The organism is Streptomyces sp. NPDC047017, from assembly GCF_040644175.1.
Taxonomy (GTDB): Bacteria; Actinomycetota; Actinomycetes; order Streptomycetales; family Streptomycetaceae; genus Streptomyces.
Window position 1 is genome coordinate 1 of record NZ_JBEYVW010000024.1, and the last position, 21,036, is coordinate 21,036.

Below are 21,036 nucleotides of genomic sequence, written 5' to 3' on the forward strand. Positions count from 1 at the left end.
CTGCAGGGGGGACCCTGTGGGAGAGTAGGACACCGCCGAACAATTCTTCGGGAAAACCCCGCATCGAAAGATGCGGGGTTTTTCTGCGTTCAGGGCGTGTTTAGGGAAGATACAGAGATTCAGGGGGGCTTGCGGCCCCCCTGGTCGGCAGGGGAATCAGAGGCGGCCTGCCGCTTTCAGGGACAGGTAGGCGTCCGCCAGAGCGGGGGCCAGGTCGTCCGGGGTCGCGTCCACCACCGTGACGCCCTGCCGGCGGAGTCGCTCCGCGGTGCGATGGCGTTCGCTCTGGGAGCGGGCCGCCGCCGCGGCCTCGTACACGGCCTCGGTGGTGCCGCGGGCCGCGGCCATCCCCGCCACCCGCGGATCGGCCACCGACGCCACGAGGACCGTATGGCGCTGGGTGAGCCGGGGCAGTACGGGCAGCAGGCCCTCCTCGACGGGGGCCGCGTCCAGGCCGGTGAGCAGGACGATCAACGAGCGGCGGGAAGCGGTGCGCAAGGCTGTGGCCGTCAGCCCACGGGCGTCCGTCTCGACGAGTTCCGGTTCCAGGGTGGCCATTGCCTCGACCAGGGACGGCAGCAGTTGGCTCGCGGCGCGGCCCTGGACGAGGGTGCGGACGCGGCGGTCGTAGGCGAGCAGGTCCACGCGGTCGCCGGCGCGGGAGGCGAGCGCCGCCAGGAGCAGCGCGGCGTCCATCGCGGCGTCCAGGCGCGGTGCGTCGCCCACCCGGCCCGCGGAGGTGCGGCCCGTGTCCAGGACCAGCAGGATGTGCCGGTTGCGTTCGGGGCGCCAGGTGCGTACGGCGACGGCGGACTGGCGGGCGGTGGCGCGCCAGTCGATGGAGCGGGTGTCGTCGCCGGGGACGTACTCGCGCAGGCTGTCGAACTCCGTGCCCTCGCCGCGGGTGAGCACGCTGGTGCGGCCGTCGAGTTCGCGCAGCCGGGCGAGCTTGGACGGGAGGTGCTTGCGGCTGGTGAACGGCGGCAGGACGCGTACCGTCCAGGGGACCTGGTGGGTGCCCTGGCGGGAGAACAGGCCGAGGGGGCCGTAGGAGCGGATGGTGACGCGGTCCGCCCGGCGGTCGCCGCGGCGGATGGGGCGCAGGCGGGTGGTCACCCGGCGGCGTTCCCCGGCCGGGACCGTCACCCGGTGGCGGGAGGCCGCCGTCTCCGTGCCGGGCTGCCAGCTGCTGGGCGGCCAGGCGTCGCGGACGCTGCCGCGCAGCAGGCGGCCGGAGGGGTTGGTGACGGTGAGGGTGACGTCGGCGGTCTCGCCGAGGCGCACGGAGGTGTCGCCGGAGCGGGTCAGGCCGAGCCGGCGTACGGGTGCGGCGAGGGCGTAGTCGCAGGCGCAGGCGACGGCCAGCGGGGCGTTCACGGCGAGGATGCCCGGCCAGCCGGCGTCCCAGATGCCGACCGGGAGGGAGCCGAGGGCCGCCAGGAGGGCGGCGCGTCCGGTGAGGGCCATCAGCGGGGGACCGGGACGTGGGCGAGGATCGCGTTGATCACCGAGTCGGCGGTGACGCCTTCCATCTCGGCCTCCGGGCGCAGGTGGAGGCGGTGGCGCAGGGTGGGCAGGGCGAGGGCCTTGACGTCGTCGGGGATGACGTAGTCGCGGCCGGTCAGCCAGGCCCAGGCGCGGGAGGTCGCCAGCAGGGCGGTCGCCCCGCGCGGGGAGACGCCCAGCGAGAGGGACGGGGATTCGCGGGTGGCGCGGCAGAGGTCGACGACGTAGGCGGCGATCTCGGGGGAGACGGTGGTCTTGGCGATCGCGGCGCGGGCCGCGTCGAGGTCGGCGCGGCCGGCCACGGGGCGTACGCCGGCGGCGCGCAGGTCGCGCGGGTCGAAGCCGGCGGCGTGCCGGGTGAGGACGTCGATCTCGTCCTGCCGGGAGGGCAGCGGGATGGTCAGCTTCAGGAGGAAGCGGTCCAGCTGGGCTTCCGGCAGGGGGTAGGTGCCCTCGTACTCGACCGGGTTCTGGGTGGCGATGACGAGGAACGGGTCGGGGAGCGGGCGCGGGGTGCCGTCGACGGTGACCTGCCGTTCCTCCATGGCTTCGAGGAGCGACGACTGGGTCTTCGGCGGGGTGCGGTTGATCTCGTCGGCGAGGACGAGGTGGGTGAAGACCGGGCCGGGCTGGAAGGAGAACTCGGCGGTGCGGGCGTCGTAGACGAGGGAGCCGGTGACGTCGCTGGGCATGAGGTCGGGCGTGAACTGGACGCGTTTGGTGTCGAGTTCGAGCGCGGCGGCGAGGGTGCGGACCAGGAGTGTCTTGGCGACGCCGGGGACGCCTTCGAGCAGGACGTGGCCGCGGCACAGCAGGGCGACGACGAGACCGGTCACGGCGGGGTCCTGGCCGACCACGGCCTTGGCGATCTCGGCGCGCAGGGCTTCCAGGGCGGAGCGGGCGGCGTCCGCGGCCTCGGGGTGCCCGGCGTTGTCAGTGGTCGGGTCCATCATGGACGGCGTACCTCTCTTTCGAGGGCGTCGAGTCGGTCGGCGAGGGAGACGAGGGCCGCGTCGTCGCCGGGCGGCGGGCCGAAGAGGAGGTCGTGCGGGGCCTGTCCGGCGCCGTCGAGGCGGCTGGACAGGGCGGGCAGCAGGGTCTCGGGCGAGTGCGCCTGGGTGGCGGGGACGCCGACGAGGGGAGCGAGGCGGGTGCGGGTGGCGGAGCGGAGAGCGGCGGCGGCGCGGTCGCGGGCGTTCACCTTGCGGTAGAGGCGGGCGCGGCCTTCGGTGGTCTCGGAGGCGCGGATCGCGACGGGGAGTTTCTCGGGCACCAGGGGGCCGAACCGGCGTGCCCGCCACAGGGCGGCGAGGGCGGCGGCGACGAAGAGTTGCAGGGTGCCCCAGAGCCAGCCGGAGGGGAGCAGGTCGAAGAAGCCGCGCTCGCCCGTGCCGGTGGTGGCCGGGGTGTCGGTGAGCGAGGGGAGGTACCAGACCAGATGGGTGCGGGAGCCGAGGAGTTGGAGGGCGAGGGAGGCGTTGCCCTCCTGGTCGAGGCGGTCGTTGTAGAGGATGCCGGGCGAGCCGAGGAGGACGGTGTCGCCGCCGTCGCGCTGCGGGACGCGCACGAGGGTGGGCAGGCCGTCGCTGGGGTAGCAGGAGTCGGCGCCGGGGGCGGTGGTCGAGTAGCGGACGCCGTCGCCGGTCTGCGCGGTGCCCGCGCGGCGGGCGGCGGGCAGGGCGCAGGCGGGGGCGACGGTGGCGTCGAAGCCGGGGGCCGGGTCGGCGGTGACGCCGGGGGCCAGGCGGCCGAGGGACGGGCTGTCCGGGGCGACGAGGACGGTGCGTCCGCCGGAGGCGGCGGTCGCCGCGCGCAGCCGGGACTGCTGACCGGGTGTCAGCAGGTCGGGTGCGGCGACCAGCAGGGTGGTGTCGGGGCCGGCCGCGGCGCGCGCCTGGTCGAGGGTGGTGACCACGCGCGTGGACACGCCCTGGTCGGCGAGGAGGGCGGCGACGGCGTGGCTGCCGTAGGCGTCGGCGGAGCGCGGGTCGAGGCGGCCGTGCCGGTCGCCGGAGCGGAGCGCGGCGATGGCGACGGCCGCGGCCATGAGCAGCAGCAGGGCGAGCAGGATGCCCCGCGTGCGGGTCCAGACCTGACGGGCGGTCGGCGTGGCGGAGGTGGTGGGGAGGGTGGCCTCGGTGGTCATCCGGCGGCTCCCTGGCGGCCGGCGCGGGCTGTGCTCGTACTGCGGTCGCTGTTGCTGTCGTTGTCGTCGCTGGTGTCGTCGCTGAGCCGGGGCTTGGTGCGGTCCAGGTCGCTGTCGAGTGCGGCGATGCGCTGGTACGCCTGTTCGGTGGCCTGGCGTCCGCCGTATGTGACGTCATCGAAGTCGCGGGCGGCGGTGTGCAGTCGGTCGCGGTGGGCGGGCAGGGCGCGGCCGGCTTCGGCGGCGGCCTCGTCGGCGGTGCGGCCGGGGCGTATGTCGAGGAGGGCGCGTTCCTCCAGGGCGCGGACGACGGCGCGCATGCGTTCCTGGACGGCCTGGTTCCAGTGGCCCTGGGCGGCGTGGGCCTCGGCGGCGGCGCGGTGCTGGGCGGCGCTGCGGGGGCGGTCGTCGAACAGGGCGGGGGCGGAGACGGGTTCGCGGCGCGGGGCGCCGAGGCGCCACCACAGGGCGCCGAGTACCGCGAGGACGGCGGCGATGACGACGACGAGGCCGACGGTCCCGCCGGGGGTCGCGGCCGAGGCGGAGCCGAAGAGTTTGTCGAGCCAGTCCCAGAAGTGGTCCAGGACGCGTTGCAGCAGGCCGGGGTCGTTCTCGTGGTACATCCGCTTGGACAGCTCGCGCCGGGCCGCCTCCCGCGCGGGATCGCGGGGGACGGTGACCGGTGGGCCGCCGCCCGGGCCCGGCTGGGCGAGGGCGGCCGTGCGGCCGGCGCGCAGCAGGACCCGCAGGGCGGCGTCCGTGTGGTCTCCCGCGCGCGGGAGCGCGGGCGGTGCGGTGAGAACTCCCCCCGGCAGGCTCACGGCATCAGCTCCCCGAGGCGGGGGTGCCGGGGGTCTGGCCCTGGACCCCGGCGGCGCGGGCGAGTTCGATGTCGAGGCCCTCGCGGCGGATGCGCTGGTCGATGTAGAGGAGCACGGTGACACCGGCCGAGATGGGCAGCGTGATCATGGAGCCGATCACCGCTCCGATCCCGGAGATGATCAGGTACGTCCATCCCGGGTCGGCGCTGCCGTCCAGCAGGCCGGCGAAGCCGCCGTCGTTGAACGCCGCGGCGACGAGGCCGAAGGGGATGCCGATGACCGCCGAGACGATGGCCACGATGAGCACGGCGAGCAGCTGGATGCCGAAGATCCGCCACCAGGAGTCGCGGACCAGCTTGGCCGAGCGGCCCATCGCCTTCTTGATGCCCTGCTTCTCCAGCATGAGCGCGGGCGAGGCGAGGCAGAAGCGGATCGCCAGCCAGAGGGCGACCACGGCGGTGCCCAGGATGCCGAGGAAGGCGACCGCGGCGCCCGCGATGGGCGATCCGGCGGCGCCGATGACGATGCCGGGCACGAGGCCCACGGCGAAGACGCCCAGGCAGATGACGAGCAGCAGCAGGATCAGGCCGAACAGCCTGAGCACCTGGGGGCGGGCGTCGCGCCAGGCCTCGCCGAGGGTGACCGGCTTGCCGAGTACGGCGCGGCTGGTGACCGTCGTGAGCAGCGCGGTGGCCAGGACGGTGCCCACGGTGGTGACCACGAAGAGGATGCCCGAGCCGAACATGGTGTCGCGCATGGCGCGCAGCAGCTCGCCCGGGGTGGCGTGCGAGTTGTCGAGCGCGTTGCCGCGGACGCTGCCGTCCAGCGCCAGGCGCTGGACGAGGATGCTGATGACCTGGGTGACGACGGCGACGGCCAGGGAGATGCCGAGCACGGTGCGCCAGTGGGCGCGCATGGTGGACACCGCGCCGTCGAGGATCTCGCCGAGGCCGAGCGGGCGCAGCGGGATCACGCCGGGCTTGGCCGCCGGGGGCGGGCCGCCCCAGCCGGCTCCCCAGGCGCCGGGCCGGTGGCCTCCGGGGCCGCCCCAGCCGGGGCCGCCGTAACCGCCCGGGCCGCCGGGACCGCCGTACCCGTAGCCTCCGGGGCCGCCGTAGCCGCCCTGGGCGGGCGGCCGGGCGCCCCAGCCGGGGCCCGGCGGGGGTGGTGGCGGGGTCGGGCCGGAGGCGCGGCCGGGCGGGGAGCCCGCGGGCGCGGACCACTGGCCCGGTGGCGGCTGCTCCTTGGACCACTTCACGCCGGGACCCTGCGGCTGTGCGCCCGGCCTCTCCGCGGGCTGCGCGGGCTGGGCCGGCTGCTGCGCGGGGTCGGGGCGGCCGGCGGCGTCGGGGGACCCGGACGCGCCGGAGTCCTGCCCGTCGGACGGGGCGGATCCGGGCGAGGCCCAGCCCGGAGTGTCGTTCATCGTCGCTCCTTCATGGTGCCCGTCCGCAGGCGCGGCGGCAGGTCGGCTGCCATCGTGCCATGGGCAGGTGTTCGGATGACCTGCCGCGGTACGGGCCGGACGCCCTTCCATGGGCGGCGGGTTACGGGGAACACTGTCGGCATGGCTGATCAGTACGCGCAGACCCGTGAGGACAACCAGCCGGCGGGGACTCCGGTCATCCGCTGGGAGGAACCGCCCGAGGGCCCGGTGCTCATCCTCCTCGACCAGACGCGACTGCCCGCCGAGGAGGTCGAGCTGGTGTGCACGGACGCCCCCGCGCTGGTGGAGGCGATCCGGTCGCTGGCCGTGCGCGGGGCACCGCTGCTCGGCATCGCCGGGGCGTACGGCGTCGCGCTCGCCGCCGCGCGGGGCTTCGACGTGGACGACGCGGCCGCCGCCCTCGAAGGCGCCCGGCCCACCGCGGTCAACCTCTCCGTCGGCGTGCGCCGGGCGCGGGCCGCGTACCAGGACGCGCTGGCCCGCACCGGCGACGCCCGGCAGGCCGCCCCGGCGGCGCTGGCCGCCGCGCGGCAGCTGCACCTGGAGGACGCCCGGGCCAGCGCCCGGATGGCCGAGCACGGGCTGGCGCTGCTGGACGAGCTGCTGCCCGGCGGCGGGCACCGGATCCTCACCCACTGCAACACCGGGTCGCTGGTGTCGGGCGGGGAGGGCACGGCGTTCGCGGTGGCGCTCGCCGCGCACCGCGCGGGGCGGCTGCGCCGGCTGTGGGTGGACGAGACCCGCCCGCTGCTCCAGGGCGCCCGCCTGACGGCGTACGAGGCGGCCCGCAACGACCTGGCGTACACGCTGCTCACCGACAACGCGGCGGGTTCCCTGTTCGCGGCGGGCGAGGTGGACGCGGTGCTGATCGGCGCGGACCGCATCGCGGCCGACGGCTCGGTGGCGAACAAGGTGGGCAGCTACCCGCTCGCGGTGCTCGCCCGCTACCACCATGTGCCGTTCGTCGTGGTGGCCCCGGTGACGACGGTGGACGCGCGCACCCCGGACGGGTCGGCCATCGAGGTCGAGCAGCGCCCCGGGTACGAGGTGACCGAGCTGATCGCCCCCCAGATCCCGGTGACGGGGGCCGGCGGCGGCATCCCGGTCGCTCCGCTGGGCACCCAGGCGTACAACCCGGCGTTCGACGTGACCCCGCCCGAACTGGTGACCGCGATCGTCACCGAGGAGGGCACGGTCTCGCCGGTGACCGCCAAGGGGCTCGCCGAGCTGTGCGCGCGGTCGCGGCCGGCGGCGGACGGGTAGTCCCGGGCCCTCCCGTTCTCCGGCGCGGGCAGACAGTGACGGTCCCGTACGACTATCGTCACAGGCCAGTGAGCTGCCTCACCTGGATCTTCGCAGCCGTTACGAGAATGGGATGATGTCGTTTATGAAGGGACGAGTCCTTGTCGTCGACGACGACACCGCACTGGCCGAGATGCTCGGGATCGTGCTGCGTGGTGAGGGTTTCGAGCCGTCGTTCGTGGCCGACGGCGACAAGGCGCTGGCCGCTTTCCGGGAGGCGAAGCCGGATCTGGTGCTGCTGGACCTGATGCTGCCCGGCCGGGACGGCATCGAGGTGTGCCGCCTGATCAGGGCGGAGTCCGGCGTGCCGATCGTGATGCTGACGGCCAAGAGCGACACCGTCGATGTGGTCGTGGGCCTGGAGTCCGGCGCCGACGACTACATCGTGAAGCCGTTCAAGCCGAAGGAGCTGGTCGCCCGTATCCGGGCCCGGCTGCGCAGGTCGGAGGAGCCCGCGCCGGAGCAGCTCGCCATCGGTGACCTGGTCATCGACGTGGCCGGGCACTCCGTGAAGCGGGACGGGCACTCCATCGCGCTGACGCCGCTGGAGTTCGACCTGCTGGTCGCGCTCGCCCGCAAGCCGTGGCAGGTGTTCACCCGCGAGGTGCTCCTGGAGCAGGTGTGGGGCTACCGCCACGCGGCGGACACGCGCCTGGTGAATGTGCATGTGCAGCGGCTGCGGTCCAAGGTCGAGAAGGACCCGGAGAAGCCGGAGATCGTGGTCACCGTCCGCGGTGTCGGCTACAAGGCCGGACCGAGCTGACATGTCCGGGGACAGCGCCGCTTCGGCGCCCGGACGGTCCGGGTCCCGCGCGGGGCGGCGTGTCGGCCGGACGAGCGCGGGTTCCCGCTGGGCACGCCTGCTGGAGGGCGGGCTGCTGAACGGCGGCGTGCAGGGCAGTCCGGTCCTGCGGCTGCTGCTGCGCTGGGTGCGCCGGCCGCTGCTGCCCGTGATGCGGCTGTGGCGGCGCAACATCCAGCTCAAGGTGGTCGCCACCACGCTGCTGATGTCCCTGGGCGTCGTCCTGCTGCTCGGCTTCGTCGTCATCGGGCAGGTGCGCAACGGGCTGCTCGACGCCAAGGTGCGGGCCTCGCAGAGCCAGGCCACCGGCGGGTTCGCGGTGGCCAAGCAGCGGGCCGACGAGGCCGCGAGCGGCACCAGCGACGACGGCACGACCACCGCCCCGGGCAACGGGCACTCCTCCCAGAACGTCATCTCGTGGATGAGCGAGCTGGTGTCGTCGCTCTCCAGCGGCGGCCAAGGCGCCTTCGACGTCGTCACCCTGCCCGCGGGCGAGGACAGCGCGGCCGGGCGCGGCCCGCGCGCCTCCGGGCAGGTGGACCCGACCGGGAGCGTCCCCGAGGCCCTGCGGGCGCGGATCAACGGCAGCACGACCGCCGCCCAGAGCTACACCCGGATCATCTACAAGGACACCGACAAGGACCCCCAGTCCGCCCTGGTCATCGGCAAGCAGGTCAACGACCCCAACGGTGACCCGTACCAGCTGTACTACCTCTTCCCGCTCAGCCAGGAGGAGAAGTCGCTGAGCCTGGTGAAGGGCACGCTGGCGACGGCCGGCCTCTTCGTCGTCGTCCTGCTGGGGGCGATCGCCTGGCTGGTGGTGCGCCAGGTCGTCACGCCGGTGCGGATGGCCGCCGGGATCGCCGAGCGGCTCTCGGCCGGCCGGCTCCAGGAGCGGATGAAGGTCACCGGCGAGGACGACATCGCGCGCCTGGGCGAGGCGTTCAACAAGATGGCGCAGAACCTCCAGCTGAAGATCAACCAGCTGGAGGACCTGTCGCGGATGCAGCGCCGGTTCGTCTCCGACGTCTCGCACGAGCTGCGCACGCCGCTGACGACCGTGCGGATGGCCGCCGACGTCATCCACGAGGCCCGCGAGGACTTCGACCCGGTCACCGCCCGTTCGGCGGAACTCCTCCTCGACCAGGTCGACCGGTTCGAGTCGCTGCTGGCGGACCTGCTGGAGATCAGCCGCTTCGACGCGGGCGCGGCGGCGCTGGACGCCGACGCCATCGACCTGCGGGAGGTGGTACGGCGGGTGGTCAGCGGGGCCGAGCCGCTCGCCGAGCGCAAAGGCACCCTGATACGCGTCGTCGGCGACCAGCAGCCGGTGGTCGCCGAGGCCGACGCGCGGCGCGTGGAGCGCGTGCTGCGCAATCTGGTCGTCAACGCCGTCGAGCACGGTGAGGGCCGGGACGTCGTGGTCAAGCTCGCCGCGGCGGGCGGCGCGGTCGCGGTCGCGGTGCGCGACTACGGCGTCGGGCTCAAGCCGGGCGAGGCGACCCGGGTCTTCAGCCGCTTCTGGCGCGCCGACCCGGCACGCGCGCGTACCACCGGGGGGACGGGCCTCGGGCTGTCGATCGCCCTGGAGGACGCCCGGCTGCACGGCGGCTGGCTGCAGGCGTGGGGCGAGCCGGGCGGCGGTTCGCAGTTCCGGCTGACGCTGCCGAGGACCGCGGACGAGCCGCTGCGGGGCTCGCCGATACCGCTGGAGCCCAAGGACTCGCGGCGCAACCGCGGAGTCGACGGCTCCGGCACGCCGCGGGACGGTGCCAAGCGGGCCACGGTGCCCGTGCAGGCGACCGGTGAGCGCACCGCGATGCCGGGCCGTGACGGCAGGGACCCGATAGCCTCCCGGCCGGCCGCGGCGACCGCCACGGCCGACCCGACCGCGCTGCCCGGCAACGGCGCGCGCGTGGTGCCCCGGCCCGCCTCGGGCGGACGCCGGCCGGACACCGCGCCCGCCGGGGACCCCCCGGCGCACGATGGCGCACGGCCGGCGGATCTCGGGGCGCACGAGGGTGCGGGTGCCGGGGACGCGGCGGATTCAGGGACGTACGGGAGCGCCGGTGCAGCCGATTCGGGGGCGTGCGAGGGCGGGGGTCCGGTGGGTCCGGAGGGGGCCGGGGCGCGGGGCGTGAAGGAGCAAGGGGAGGCATTTCGTGGGCGCTGACCGCGAGGGGGGCGCGCGGCGACGGCCGATGCGCGCGGTGGCGTACGCCGCCTGGGGGGTCGTCCTGCTGGCGGGGTGCGCCTCGATGCCCGACAGCGGGGACGTACGGAACGTGGAGTCCACCCCGCGCCAGGACACCGAGGTCCGGGTGTTCGCCATGCCGCCCCGGGAGGACGCTCCGCCGTCGGAGATCGTGCAGGGCTTCCTTGAGGCGCTGACCAGCGACGATCCGCAGTACGCGACGGCACGCCAGTACCTGACCGCGGCGGCCTCGCGGCAGTGGCGGCCGGAGCAGTCCACGACCGTGCTCGCCAACGGACCGGACATCGAGGTCGACCGCGCGACGGCGCACGAGGACACCGGCGAGTACGCGTACACCCTGACCGGCAGCAAGGTGGCCCGGGTGGACGCGCAGCAGTCGTACACGCCGCTCGCCGGCCGCTACAACCAGCCGGTGCACCTGATCCGGGACCGCAAGTCCGGGCAGTGGCGCATCGACGTGCTGCCGCAGGGCGTGCTCATGGGGCAGTCGGACTTCCAGCGCAACTACCTCTCCGTCAACAAGTACTACTTCGCCTCCGACACCCGGGCGCGGGCGGGCGAGCCGGCGACGGCCGTCGCCGATCCCGTCTATGTGCGCCGGCGGGTGGACGCGATGACGCAGATGGTGCGGTCCGTGCTCAGCGGGCCCACGAGCTGGCTCCGGCCGGTGGTCAGCTCCACCTTCCCGGCCGGTACGGCACTGCCGGCGGGCGTGTCCGCGCTGGCGCCCGACGACCAGAACAGGCTGACCGTGCCGCTGAACGAGAAGGCGGCCGGCGTGGGGACCGGGAAGTGCTGGGAGATGGCGGCGCAGCTGCTGTTCACGGCGCAGAACCTGACGCCGACGGTGGAGACGGTGGCGTTGCAGACCGCGCACGGCAGGACGCTGTGCACGCTCGGCGCGGACCGGGCCCGGACCGTCGCCACGCACGGGTCGGCGAAGCGGCCCGAGTACCTGTACTTCCTCGACGACCGGCACCGGCTGGTGCGGATCGCCGGCGCCAGTGCCGGGACGGAGGCCGAACCGGTGCCGGGCGCGCTGGGCGAGGGCGTCCAGAAGCTGTACTCGGCCGCGGTGTCCTGGGACGAGCGCACCGTCGCCGGGGTCGGTTACGACCGGCGGACGCTGTTCGTCGAGCAGCCGGCCGCGGGCGGCACGCTGGGCGCCCCGGTGCTGCAGAGCCAGGGGAAGACCGAGGACGACCGGCTGACCGCGCCGAGCTGGGACGCGCGCGGCGATCTGTGGGTGGCCGACCGCGACCCGGCCCGGCCGCGCCTGATGGTGCTGGAGCACGGCACCGGCCGGCCGCTGGACGTGGCCGCGCCCGGCCTCGACGGGCGCGTCGACGCGGTGCGGGTGGCCGCGGACGGGGTGCGGATGGCGCTGGTCGTGGAGCGCGGGAACGGCACCAGGACGCTGCTCGTCGGGCGGATCGAACGCGACAGCCAGGGCGGGGACGGGCCGCGGGTGTCGCTGGCCGGGCTGCGGTCCGCGGCGCCCGAGCTGGAGGACGTCACCGCGATGTCGTGGGCGGGCGACAGCCGGCTCGTGGTCGCCGGGCGCGAGCAGGGGGGCGTGCAGGCGATGCGGTACGTCCAGGTGGACGGCTCCACTCCGGAGGGGCCCTCGCCGGCCGCGCTCACGGGCGTGCAGTCGATCGCCGCGTCCGAGGACGAGCGGCTGCCGCTCGTGGCGTACTCGACGGACGGGATCGTCCGGATGTCGTCCGGGTCGCAGTGGCAGAAGGTGGTCAAGGACGGGTCGGCGCCGGTCTATCCCGGCTGAGCGGCACGCCGTGTCACTCGTGTGAGTGAAGCTCCGGTCGCCTCGGGAGAGGTTGTCCACAGGCTGCCGCCGCCCGTTGTCCACAGGGGTGGCCGAGGCCGGTTGGCGTGGGCACAGTGGAGCCATGCGCGGGTGGTGGCGGGACTTCACCGACCTGGTACTGCCGGCCGAGTGCGGAGGCTGCGGCAGGCCGCGCACGGTGCTCTGTCCCCGGTGCCGTGCCGTCCTCAGCGGGTCCGCGCCGCGCCGGGTGCGACCGGTGCCGGAGCCGTCCGGCCTGCCGGCCGTGCACGCGGCGGCCCCGTACGCCGACGAGGTCCGGGCCGCTCTCCTCGCCCACAAGGAGCGCGGCGCGCTGGCCCTGGCGGGTCCGCTGGGCGCGGCCCTGGCGGGCGCCGTGCGGGCGGGACTGACGAGCGAGCGTGCGCGGGGGAGGTGGTCGGGGCGGACGGTGCTGCTGGTGCCCGTGCCGTCCGCGCGCGTCGCCGTGCGGGCCCGCGGCCACGATCCGGTGCGGCGGATCGCGTTCGCGGCGGCGGGCGAACTGCGCAGGACCGGTACACCGGCGCGGGTGCTCGCCGTGCTGCGGCAGCGGCGCGCGGTGGCCGACCAGTCGGGGCTGGGCTCCCGGGAGCGGCTGGCGAACCTCGCCGGCGCGCTCCGGGTGACCCCGGGCGGTGTCCGGCTGCTGCGGGACGGGCCGGTCGTGCTGGTCGACGACCTGATGACGACGGGTGCCTCGCTCGGGGAGGCGGCGCGCGCGGTGACTTCGGCCGTGTACGCGGCGCCGGTCCGGGAAGGGATGGGGGAACGGAAGCCGGGACAGCGGCGGAAGGAGGGGAACCCGGTGTATGTCCCATCGGAATTGACGGGGGAGTTCGGCGCGGGTGACGTGATCTGTGCGGCCGTCGTCGCGGCGTCACCGGATTCCTTCGAGATAAACCGGAACTGACTCTGAACTTGCGTCGTTGCAGGTAATGAGGGGAGTAATTCACCTGAACGGAGGTACGCCGTAGTAGAGGGTGACGTCATCCGTCCGGGCGAGATATGTTCGGGTTGTGAGGGAAAGGCGGAGGCCCTTCCCGTCATATCCGAATGCCGTGCCGAGGGTTCGCGTGTTTTCCGCAATCACCCGCACGGCAGGGTGGAGATCTCGCCCACGGGGAAGGGGAGGTGGACGTCACCGAGTCCGAGGTTCCGGACTGACCGGAACCGAGTGCGAAAGGGAGACGCTCCGCCGGTGAGCGGAGCGATCCGGGAACGGAGTTCTGCGTGGACATCGTCGTCAAGGGCCGCAAGACCGAGGTGCCCGAGCGGTTCCGCAAGCACGTGGCCGACAAGCTGAACCTGGAGAAGATCCAGAAGCTCGATGGCAAGGTGATGAGCCTCGACGTCGAGGTGTCCAAGGAGCCCAACCCCCGACAGGCCGACCGTTGCGACCGGGTGGAGATCACGCTCCGCTCCCGCGGTCCGGTGATCCGGGCGGAGGCGGCGGCCAGCGATCCGTACGCGGCACTCGACCTGGCCGCGGAGAAGCTGGGGGCCCGGCTGCGCAAGCAGCACGACAAGCGTTTCTCCCGCCGGGGCGCGCGCCGCATCCCGGCGTCCGAGGTCGCCGACCACGTGCCGGGCGCGGCCGCGCTGAACGCCGAGGGGCTGACCGTCGCGGACGAGGAAGCGGGCCGGGTGCCCACGAAGAAGGTCGGTTCGCTGGAGGTGCAGGGGGACGGGCCCCTTGTCGTCCGCGAGAAGACCCACGTCGCCTCACCGATGACCCTCGACCAGGCGCTCTACGAGATGGAGCTGGTCGGGCACGACTTCTACCTGTTCGTCGACTCCGAGACCAAGGAGCCGAGCGTCGTCTACCGGCGGCACGCCTACGACTACGGCGTGATCCACCTGCGGACGGACACCATGGTGGCTCAGGAGAGTGCCCCTGACGCCGGCGGCACCCTGGGCGGCTGATCCGCCCGGCCGACCGTCGAGCCGGTGCCCCTGGAGCGCGCGGTGCGCCCCCAGGGGCACCGGTGTGCGCCCCCTTCGTGCACCGCTTGGTCACCGTGGTGTCGGCCGGACATGGAATCATGGCCGCAACGCGCCCAACCGCTGGGCCGTTGCCTTGGGTTGGCCACGGCATCGCACACCGGGCCACAGCCTCCGGGGGAGGAACAACGATGACGGACAGCTTCGGACCGCTGCGTGACGCGGAGACCGGTCACGACGCCGTCGGCATGGGTCCGGAGGCGGGTACGTCCCGAGCGGAGCCGATCAGGGTCCTGGTCGTGGACGACCACGCCCTGTTCCGCCGCGGCCTGGAGATCGTGCTCGCCGCGGAGGAGGACATCCAGGTCGTCGGGGAGGCGGGGGACGGCGCCGAGGCCGTCGACAAGGCCGCCGACCTGCTGCCCGACATCGTGCTGATGGACGTACGGATGCCCCGGCGCGGCGGGATCGAGGCGTGCACCTCCATCAAGGAGGTCGCGCCCAGCGCGAAGATCATCATGCTGACGATCAGCGACGAGGAGGCCGACCTCTACGACGCGATCAAGGCGGGGGCGACCGGCTACCTGCTCAAGGAGATCTCCACCGACGAGGTGGCCACCGCCATCCGCGCGGTGGCCGACGGCCAGTCGCAGATCAGCCCGTCCATGGCGTCCAAGCTGCTCACCGAGTTCAAGTCGATGATCCAGCGCACCGACGAGCGCCGCCTGGTCCCCGCGCCCCGGCTGACCGACCGGGAGCTGGAGGTCCTCAAGCTGGTGGCCACGGGGATGAACAACCGGGACATCGCCAAGGAGCTGTTCATCTCCGAGAACACCGTGAAGAACCACGTCCGCAACATCCTGGAGAAGCTGCAGCTGCACTCCAGGATGGAGGCGGTGGTGTACGCGATGCGGGAGAAGATCCTGGAGATCCGCTGAGGACCTCCGGTCTTCTGATCTCGGCGGGGCCTCTCTGTGGGGCCTCCCTGCGGGGTCGGCCGGTGGTCAGGACAGCGCGTGGGCCAGTTCCCGGGTGAGGGGCTCGCGCAGGTCGGGGGCGTCCACCCGTTCGACCCGTACGTCCGTGCAGTCCACCCAGCTCGCCGCCTCGACGAGCGCCTGGGCGACGGCGGGCACGGACCCGGGGCCGTCCAGGGTGACCTGCCGGGCCACGAGAGTGCGGCCCTCGCGGGACGGGTCCACGCGGCCGACGAGGCGGCCCTGGGCGAGCACCGGCATGGCGAAGTAGCCGTACACGCGCTTGGGCTTCGGGACGTACGCCTCCAGGCGGTGGGTGAAGCCGAAGATCCGCTCGGTGCGCGCCCGGTCCCAGACCAGGGAGTCGAAGGGCGACAGCAGGGTGGTGCGGTGCCGGCCGCGCGGCGGTGCGAGCAGTGCCGCCGGGTCCGCCCAGGCGGGCTTTCCCCAGCCCTCGACCGTGACCGGGACCAGGCCCGATTCGGCGATCACCGCGTCGACCTGCTCGCCCTTGAGCCGGTGGTAGTCGGCGATGTCCGCGCGCGTGCCCACGCCCAGCGACTGGCCGGCCAGCCGGACCAGGCGGCGCAGGCACTCGGTGTCGTCCAGCTCGTCGTGCAGCAGGTGGGCGGGGACGGCGCGCTCGGCCAGGTCGTACACCCGCTTCCAGCCGCGGCGCTCGACGCAGACCACCTCGCCGTACATCAGGGCGCGCTCGACGGCGACCTTGGTGCCGGACCAGTCCCACCACTCGCTGGTCCGCTTGGCACCGCCCAACTCGGTGGCCGTCAGCGGGCCTTCGGTGGTCAGCTGCTTGATCACCTGGTCGTACGTGCCGTCGGGCAGCGTGTGGTTCCAGTGCGGGCGGGCGCGGTAGGCGCGGCGGCGGAAGGCGAAGTGGGGCCACTCCTCGATGGGCAGCACGCACGCGGCGTGCGACCAGTACTCGAAGGCGTGGGTGTCCGTCCAGTAGGCGTCCTCGACCGTTCTGCGGCCCACCGCGCCGAGGCGGGCGTAGGGGATGAGTTCGTGGGAGCGGGCCAGGACCGAGATGGTGTCCAGCTGGACGGCGCCGAGGTGGCGCAGGACGCCGCGGACGCCGGACCGGCGGTCGGGGGCGCCGAGCAGGCCCTGGGCGCGCAGCGCGATACGGCGGGCATCGTCCGCCGAGAGGTCGGTGGTGGGACGCGGGACGGTCGTCATGCTCGGCACGATAGAGGCCCGCACTGACAGCCCGCCCCGACCTGCGGTTTCATCCGGCCGGTTCGGCGCGGGCGGGCAGGTAGGGCGCCGTCGAGGCCAGTTCCAGGTCGGAGGGGAGCAGGGACCCCACCCAGCAGTCCCGCCGCACCCCGTTGTTGTTGACCGCCGAGCGCAGGACGCCCTCGACGGTGAAGCCGGACCGTTCGGCCACCGCGCGGGAGGCGGTGTTGCCGACCTCGGCACGCCACTCCAGGCGGTCGACGGCGAGGTGGGTGAAGGACCAGCGGGAGGCGGCGCGGACGGCCTCGGTGGTGTAGCCGTTGCCGCGGTGCTCCTTGGTGGCCCAGAACCCGATCTCGGCCTGGCCCAGCGAGCGCATGGTGACGCCGAGCATGCCCACGAGGTCCCCGTCCTGCCCGGGCAGGAAGAGGCCGAAGGTGGCCATCGAACCGTCCGCCCAGCCGTCGGGGACCTGCTGCCGGGTGAAGCTGTGCGCGTGCTCGTACAGATAAGGGGAGGGGACGGTGGTCCAGCGCTGGATGTCGGGGTCCTGCGCGGCGGCGTACACCGCGTCGGTGTCCGCGGCGCCGACCGTGCGCAGGATCAGGCGGGCCGTGGTGAGCGTGACGGGTTCCATCGGCCGATTCTGCGGGGGACCCGCCCGGGGCGCCATCCTTTTCGCGGTCCGTGAGCGGGCGGTCACCCTTCGCGCAATTCCTCGGATGAACACGGCACCATCCCCGGTCCCCGTCCGTTGTTCCCGGTGAAGGCGACGCGAAGCAGTGTGGAGGAGTGCCCTCGCGGCAGGCCCTCCCGGCTGGGCGGGGTCCTCGCATACGATGGCCGTTGCTCAGTCAAGTCCAATGGAACCCCGACCGTCCCAGGCCCGACCGGCAAGGAGACCAACCCCCGTGTCCGTCCTCTCGAAGATCATGCGTGCAGGCGAAGGCAAGATCCTGCGCAGGCTGCACCGCATCGCGGGCCAGGTCAACTCCATCGAAGAGGACTTCGTCGACCTCTCCGACGCCGAGCTGCGGGCCCTGACCGATGAGTACAAGCAGCGGTACGCCGACGGCGAGAGCCTGGAGGACCTGCTGCCGGAGGCGTTCGCCACCGTGCGCGAGGCGGCCAAGCGCGTCCTGGGCCAGCGGCACTACGACGTGCAGATGATGGGCGGCGCCGCCCTGCACATGGGGTATGTCGCCGAGATGAAGACCGGTGAGGGCAAGACGCTGGTCGGCACCCTGCCCGCCTACCTCAACGCGCTCTCCGGCGACGGCGTCCACATCGTCACGGTCAACGACTACCTGGCCGAGCGCGACTCCGAGATGATGGGCCGCGTCCACAAGTTCCTGGGCCTGGACGTCGGCTGCATCCTCGCCAACATGACGCCGGCCCAGCGCCGCGAGCAGTACGCCTGCGACATCACCTACGGCACCAACAACGAGTTCGGCTTCGACTACCTGCGCGACAACATGGCCTGGTCGAAGGACGAACTGGTACAGCGCGGCCACAACTTCGCCATCGTCGACGAGGTCGACTCCATCCTGGTCGACGAGGCCCGCACCCCGCTGATCATCTCCGGCCCGGCCGACCAGGCCACCAAGTGGTACGGCGACTTCGCCAAGCTGGTCACCCGCCTGAAGAAGGGCGAGGCGGGCAACCCGCTCAAGGGCGTCGAGGAGACCGGCGACTACGACGTCGACGAGAAGAAGCGCACGGTCGCCATCCACGAGGCCGGTGTCTCCAAGGTCGAGGACTGGCTGGGCATCGACAACCTCTACGAGTCGGTGAACACCCCGCTCGTCGGTTACCTGAACAACGCCATCAAGGCCAAGGAACTGTTCAAGAAGGACAAGGACTACGTCGTCATCGACGGCGAAGTCATGATCGTCGACGAGCACACCGGCCGTATCCTCGCCGGCCGCCGCTACAACGAGGGCATGCACCAGGCGATCGAGGCGAAGGAAGGGGTGGACATCAAGGACGAGAACCAGACGCTCGCCACGATCACCCTGCAGAACTTCTTCCGCCTCTACAACAAGCTCTCCGGCATGACCGGTACGGCGATGACCGAGGCCGCCGAGTTCCACCAGATCTACAAGCTCGGCGTGGTCCCCATCCCGACCAACCGGCCGATGGTCCGCAAGGACCAGTCCGACCTGATCTACCGCACCGAGGTCGCCAAGTTCGAGGCGGTCGTCGACGACATCGCCGAGAAGCACGAGAAGGGCCAGCCGATCCTGGTCGGCACCACCTCGGTCGAGAAGTCCGAGTACCTCTCGCAGCAGCTCAGCAAGCGCGGCATCCAGCACGAGGTGCTCAACGCCAAGCACCACGAGCGCGAGGCCACCATCGTCGCCCAGGCCGGCCGCAAGGGCGCCGTGACGGTGGCGACCAACATGGCCGGCCGAGGCACGGACATCAAGCTCGGCGGCAACCCCGAGGACCTGGCCGAGGCGGAGCTGCGCCAGCGCGGCCTCGACCCCGAGGAGCACATCGAGGAGTGGGCGCAGGCGCTGCCCGCCGCCCTGGAGAAGGCCGAGCAGGCCGTCAAGGCGGAGAAGGACGAGGTCGAGAAGCTCGGCGGCCTCTATGTGCTGGGCACCGAGCGGCACGAGTCGCGCCGTATCGACAACCAGCTGCGCGGCCGCTCCGGCCGCCAGGGCGACCCCGGCGAGTCCCGGTTCTACCTCTCCCTGGGCGATGACCTGATGCGCCTGTTCAAGGCCCAGATGGTCGAGCGCGTGATGTCGATGGCGAACGTCCCCGACGACGTGCCGATCGAGAACAAGATGGTCACCCGCGCGATCGCCTCCGCGCAGTCGCAGGTCGAGCAGCAGAACTTCGAGACCCGCAAGAACGTCCTGAAGTACGACGAGGTGCTCAACCGCCAGCGCGAGGTCATCTACGGCGAGCGGCGCCGCGTCCTGGAGGGCGAGGACCTGCACGAGCAGGTGCAGCACTTCATGGACGACACGATCGACGCCTACGTCCAGGCGGAGACCGCCGAGGGCTTCCCGGAGGACTGGGACCTCGACCGGCTGTGGGGCGCCTTCAAGCAGCTCTACCCGGTGAAGGTCACCGTCGAGGAGTTGGAGGAGGCGGCCGGCGACCGTGCGGGCCTGACGGCCGAGTTCATCGGCGACTCCATCAAGGACGACATCCACGAGCAGTACGAGGCGCGGGAGACGCAGCTCGGCTCGGAGATCATGCGTGAGCTGGAGCGCCGGGTCGTGCTGTCGGTCCTGGACCGCAAGTGGCGCGAGCACCTCTACGAGATGGACTACCTCCAGGAGGGCATCGGCCTGCGCGCGATGGCGCAGAAGGACCCGCTGGTCGAGTACCAGCGCGAGGGCTTCGACATGTTCTCCGCGATGATGGACGGCATCAAGGAGGAGTCCGTCGGCTACCTGTTCAACCTGGAGGTCCAGGTCGAGCAGCAGGTCGAGGAGGTCCCGGTGGAGGACGCGGCGCCGTCCCTGGAGAAGGCGCCGCAGGACGCGGTGCCGGCGCAGGCGGGTGCGCGTCCGGAGATCCGTGCGAAGGGGCTGGACGCGCCGCAGCGGCGTGACCTGCACTTCTCCGCGCCGACGGTGGATGGGGAGGGCGGTGTCGTCGAGGGCGAGTTCGCCAGCGACGACGAGCCGGTCCGCTCCGAGTCCGACGGCCTCACGCGCGCGGAGCGCCGCAAGCAGGCGAAGGCGGGCCGGCGCCGCAAGAAGTGAGGGCGGCTCCGCGGGGAGCGGCAGACCAGGAAGGGCCGGGCATCCAGGGGGTGCCCGGCCCTTCGGGCTTGCCCGGCCTCCGGCCCGCGGGTCGCCGGGCGGTGCTCGCCGCCGCCGCGCTAGCGGTGGTGGCGGTGACTCGTGGGTGGTGGGCCCTGGTACGTCCTTGGTGCCGTGGAGGGCCTTCAGGGGGGGCTGGGGCGCCGCCGTCGCCGGGGGGGCTCCACGGCTTCGGGCGGCGCCTGTGGGGCCCTGGACGACTCGCCGGGCGGACCTGCCGAGTGGCCGGGGCGCCCGGGAGGGGCGGCCCAGGCCGGCGCGGTCAGTCCTCCTCGTCGCCCCGCCGTCGGTCGCGCGGGCCGCCCAGTTCCACCGCTGTGCAGCGCCAGCGCAGGTCGCGGCCCTGTTCCAGGCGGAAGGCCATGGCGCGCAACTGGTCGCCGGCGCCGATACGGGCGAAGACCTCGAAGGCGCCGGGGCGGGGCTCGTAGTAGCCGATGTCGCGGACCACGGGACGGGTGCCGCGGGTGCGCAGCGGGCCGCGCTCGGCGAGCCGGGCCAGTTCGTCGTAGGCGCGGCCGGCGGTGTGCCGGAGCATCCAGTGCACGGGCCGTTCCCCGCTGAGCACGGCGAGGAGGCGCTCGGCGAAGAGGTCGGTGGTGAGCGGGACCGAGAAGACGGGTGAGGCGGTGGTGGGGGAGCTGCCGGTCTGGATCGGTGGGTGGGGGGTGGTGGACGCGGTGTGTGCTGGGCTCGTGCGGGCTGTGCGTGTTGTGCGTGCTGGGCCTGTGCGTGCTGGAGCTGCGCTCGCTGGGGCCGTGCGTGCGGGGGCCGTGCGCGCGGGGGCCGCGCCCGGCGGGGCTGTGCGGCGCGGGGCGCCCGGAGGCCGCCCACCGGCCGGCGTGCGGCCCCGGCTCGTCCCCGCACCCGCCGTACGGCCTTGGCTCGCGGCTGCCGTGCGATCCCGGCTCGTGCCTGTCGCGCCTGCCGTGCCTGTCGTGCCTGTCGTGCCTGCCGTGCCTGTCGTGCCTGTCGTGCCGTTTCGGCCGGTCCCTGCCGTACGGCTCTGGCTCGCCCCGGCCGGCCGGCCTTGGCCCGTGCCGGCCGTGCCGTCACGGTC

The 21,036-nt window shown here is 73.4% G+C and carries 15 protein-coding genes and 1 pseudogene; 8 read left to right on the forward strand and 8 right to left on the reverse strand.

Going from position 1 to position 21,036, the window contains the following annotated elements; genetic code table 11:
* Positions 1-156: 156 nt before the first annotated feature.
* The 5 genes from ABZ858_RS31735 to ABZ858_RS31755 are packed head-to-tail and all read right to left on the reverse strand — an operon-like array spanning position 157 to position 5,899.
* On the reverse strand, positions 157-1,467 hold the full coding sequence (locus tag ABZ858_RS31735) for a DUF58 domain-containing protein (protein WP_361386433.1): 1,311 nt from the start codon (positions 1,465-1,467) through the stop codon (positions 157-159).
* Positions 1,467-2,456, reverse strand: coding sequence for a MoxR family ATPase (locus ABZ858_RS31740; protein WP_361386436.1), 990 nt, complete (start codon positions 2,454-2,456; stop codon positions 1,467-1,469). Before ABZ858_RS31740 ends, ABZ858_RS31735 begins: the two co-directional genes overlap by 1 nt.
* Positions 2,456-3,652, reverse strand: coding sequence for a DUF4350 domain-containing protein (locus ABZ858_RS31745; protein ID WP_361386439.1), 1,197 nt, complete (start codon positions 3,650-3,652; stop codon positions 2,456-2,458). The genes ABZ858_RS31740 and ABZ858_RS31745 overlap by 1 nt, the downstream gene beginning before the upstream one ends.
* Positions 3,649-4,473: a DUF4129 domain-containing protein gene (locus ABZ858_RS31750; protein ID WP_361386442.1), complete on the reverse strand. Its 825-nt coding sequence runs from the start codon at positions 4,471-4,473 to the stop codon at positions 3,649-3,651. The genes ABZ858_RS31745 and ABZ858_RS31750 overlap by 4 nt, the downstream gene beginning before the upstream one ends.
* Positions 4,474-4,477: 4 nt before the next feature.
* Positions 4,478-5,899, reverse strand: a complete 1,422-nt coding sequence (locus tag ABZ858_RS31755) for a glycerophosphoryl diester phosphodiesterase membrane domain-containing protein (protein WP_361386445.1) — start codon at positions 5,897-5,899, stop codon at positions 4,478-4,480.
* A 141-nt stretch (positions 5,900-6,040) separates the two neighbouring features.
* Between ABZ858_RS31755 and mtnA the strand changes: the two genes are divergently transcribed.
* From mtnA to ABZ858_RS31790, 7 genes are all read left to right on the forward strand, one after another.
* Entirely contained in the window at positions 6,041-7,183 is a 1,143-nt protein-coding gene (mtnA, locus tag ABZ858_RS31760) for an S-methyl-5-thioribose-1-phosphate isomerase (RefSeq protein WP_361386448.1), read from the forward strand.
* Positions 7,184-7,295: 112 nt separating this feature from the next.
* On the forward strand, positions 7,296-7,985 hold the full coding sequence (mtrA, locus tag ABZ858_RS31765; protein ID WP_361386451.1) for a two-component system response regulator MtrA: 690 nt from the start codon (positions 7,296-7,298) through the stop codon (positions 7,983-7,985).
* Position 7,986: 1 nt separating this feature from the next.
* Positions 7,987-10,197, forward strand: a complete 2,211-nt coding sequence (gene mtrB, locus ABZ858_RS31770; protein ID WP_361386454.1) for an MtrAB system histidine kinase MtrB — start codon at positions 7,987-7,989, stop codon at positions 10,195-10,197.
* Positions 10,187-12,025, forward strand: coding sequence for an LpqB family beta-propeller domain-containing protein (locus ABZ858_RS31775; RefSeq protein WP_361386457.1), 1,839 nt, complete (start codon positions 10,187-10,189; stop codon positions 12,023-12,025). The genes mtrB and ABZ858_RS31775 overlap by 11 nt, the downstream gene beginning before the upstream one ends.
* 124 nt (positions 12,026-12,149) lie before the next feature.
* Positions 12,150-12,977: a ComF family protein gene (locus ABZ858_RS31780; protein WP_361386460.1), complete on the forward strand. Its 828-nt coding sequence runs from the start codon at positions 12,150-12,152 to the stop codon at positions 12,975-12,977.
* 320 nt (positions 12,978-13,297) lie between these two features.
* A complete protein-coding gene (gene raiA, locus ABZ858_RS31785) occupies positions 13,298-13,990 on the forward strand; it encodes a ribosome-associated translation inhibitor RaiA (protein ID WP_361386463.1) in 693 nt (230 codons plus the stop codon).
* 209 nt (positions 13,991-14,199) lie between these two features.
* The gene (locus ABZ858_RS31790) at positions 14,200-14,946 is read left to right on the forward strand and encodes a response regulator transcription factor (RefSeq protein ID WP_361386465.1); all 747 of its coding nucleotides are present in this window, start codon (positions 14,200-14,202) and stop codon (positions 14,944-14,946) included.
* 66 nt (positions 14,947-15,012) lie between these two features.
* Here the strand turns inward: ABZ858_RS31790 and ABZ858_RS31795 are convergent, their stop codons facing one another.
* Together ABZ858_RS31795 and ABZ858_RS31800 are read right to left on the reverse strand one after the other, a co-directional pair.
* Positions 15,013-16,188 carry a crosslink repair DNA glycosylase YcaQ family protein gene (locus ABZ858_RS31795; protein ID WP_361386467.1) on the reverse strand — a complete coding sequence of 392 codons (1,176 nt, stop codon included), beginning with the start codon at positions 16,186-16,188 and terminating at the stop codon, positions 15,013-15,015.
* Between the two features lie 49 nt (positions 16,189-16,237).
* The gene (locus tag ABZ858_RS31800; protein WP_361386469.1) at positions 16,238-16,825 is read right to left on the reverse strand and encodes a GNAT family protein; all 588 of its coding nucleotides are present in this window, start codon (positions 16,823-16,825) and stop codon (positions 16,238-16,240) included.
* A gap of 274 nt (positions 16,826-17,099) precedes the next feature.
* Here ABZ858_RS31800 and secA point away from each other — a divergent pair, with 274 nt between their 5' ends.
* A complete protein-coding gene (secA, locus tag ABZ858_RS31805) occupies positions 17,100-19,916 on the forward strand; it encodes a preprotein translocase subunit SecA (protein WP_361386472.1) in 2,817 nt (938 codons plus the stop codon).
* 322 nt (positions 19,917-20,238) lie between these two features.
* Here secA and ABZ858_RS31810 read toward each other — a convergent pair.
* Positions 20,239-20,574 (reverse strand): annotated as a pseudogene (locus ABZ858_RS31810) (Rv3235 family protein); the annotation flags it as partial.
* Between the last annotated feature and the right edge of the window lie 462 nt (positions 20,575-21,036).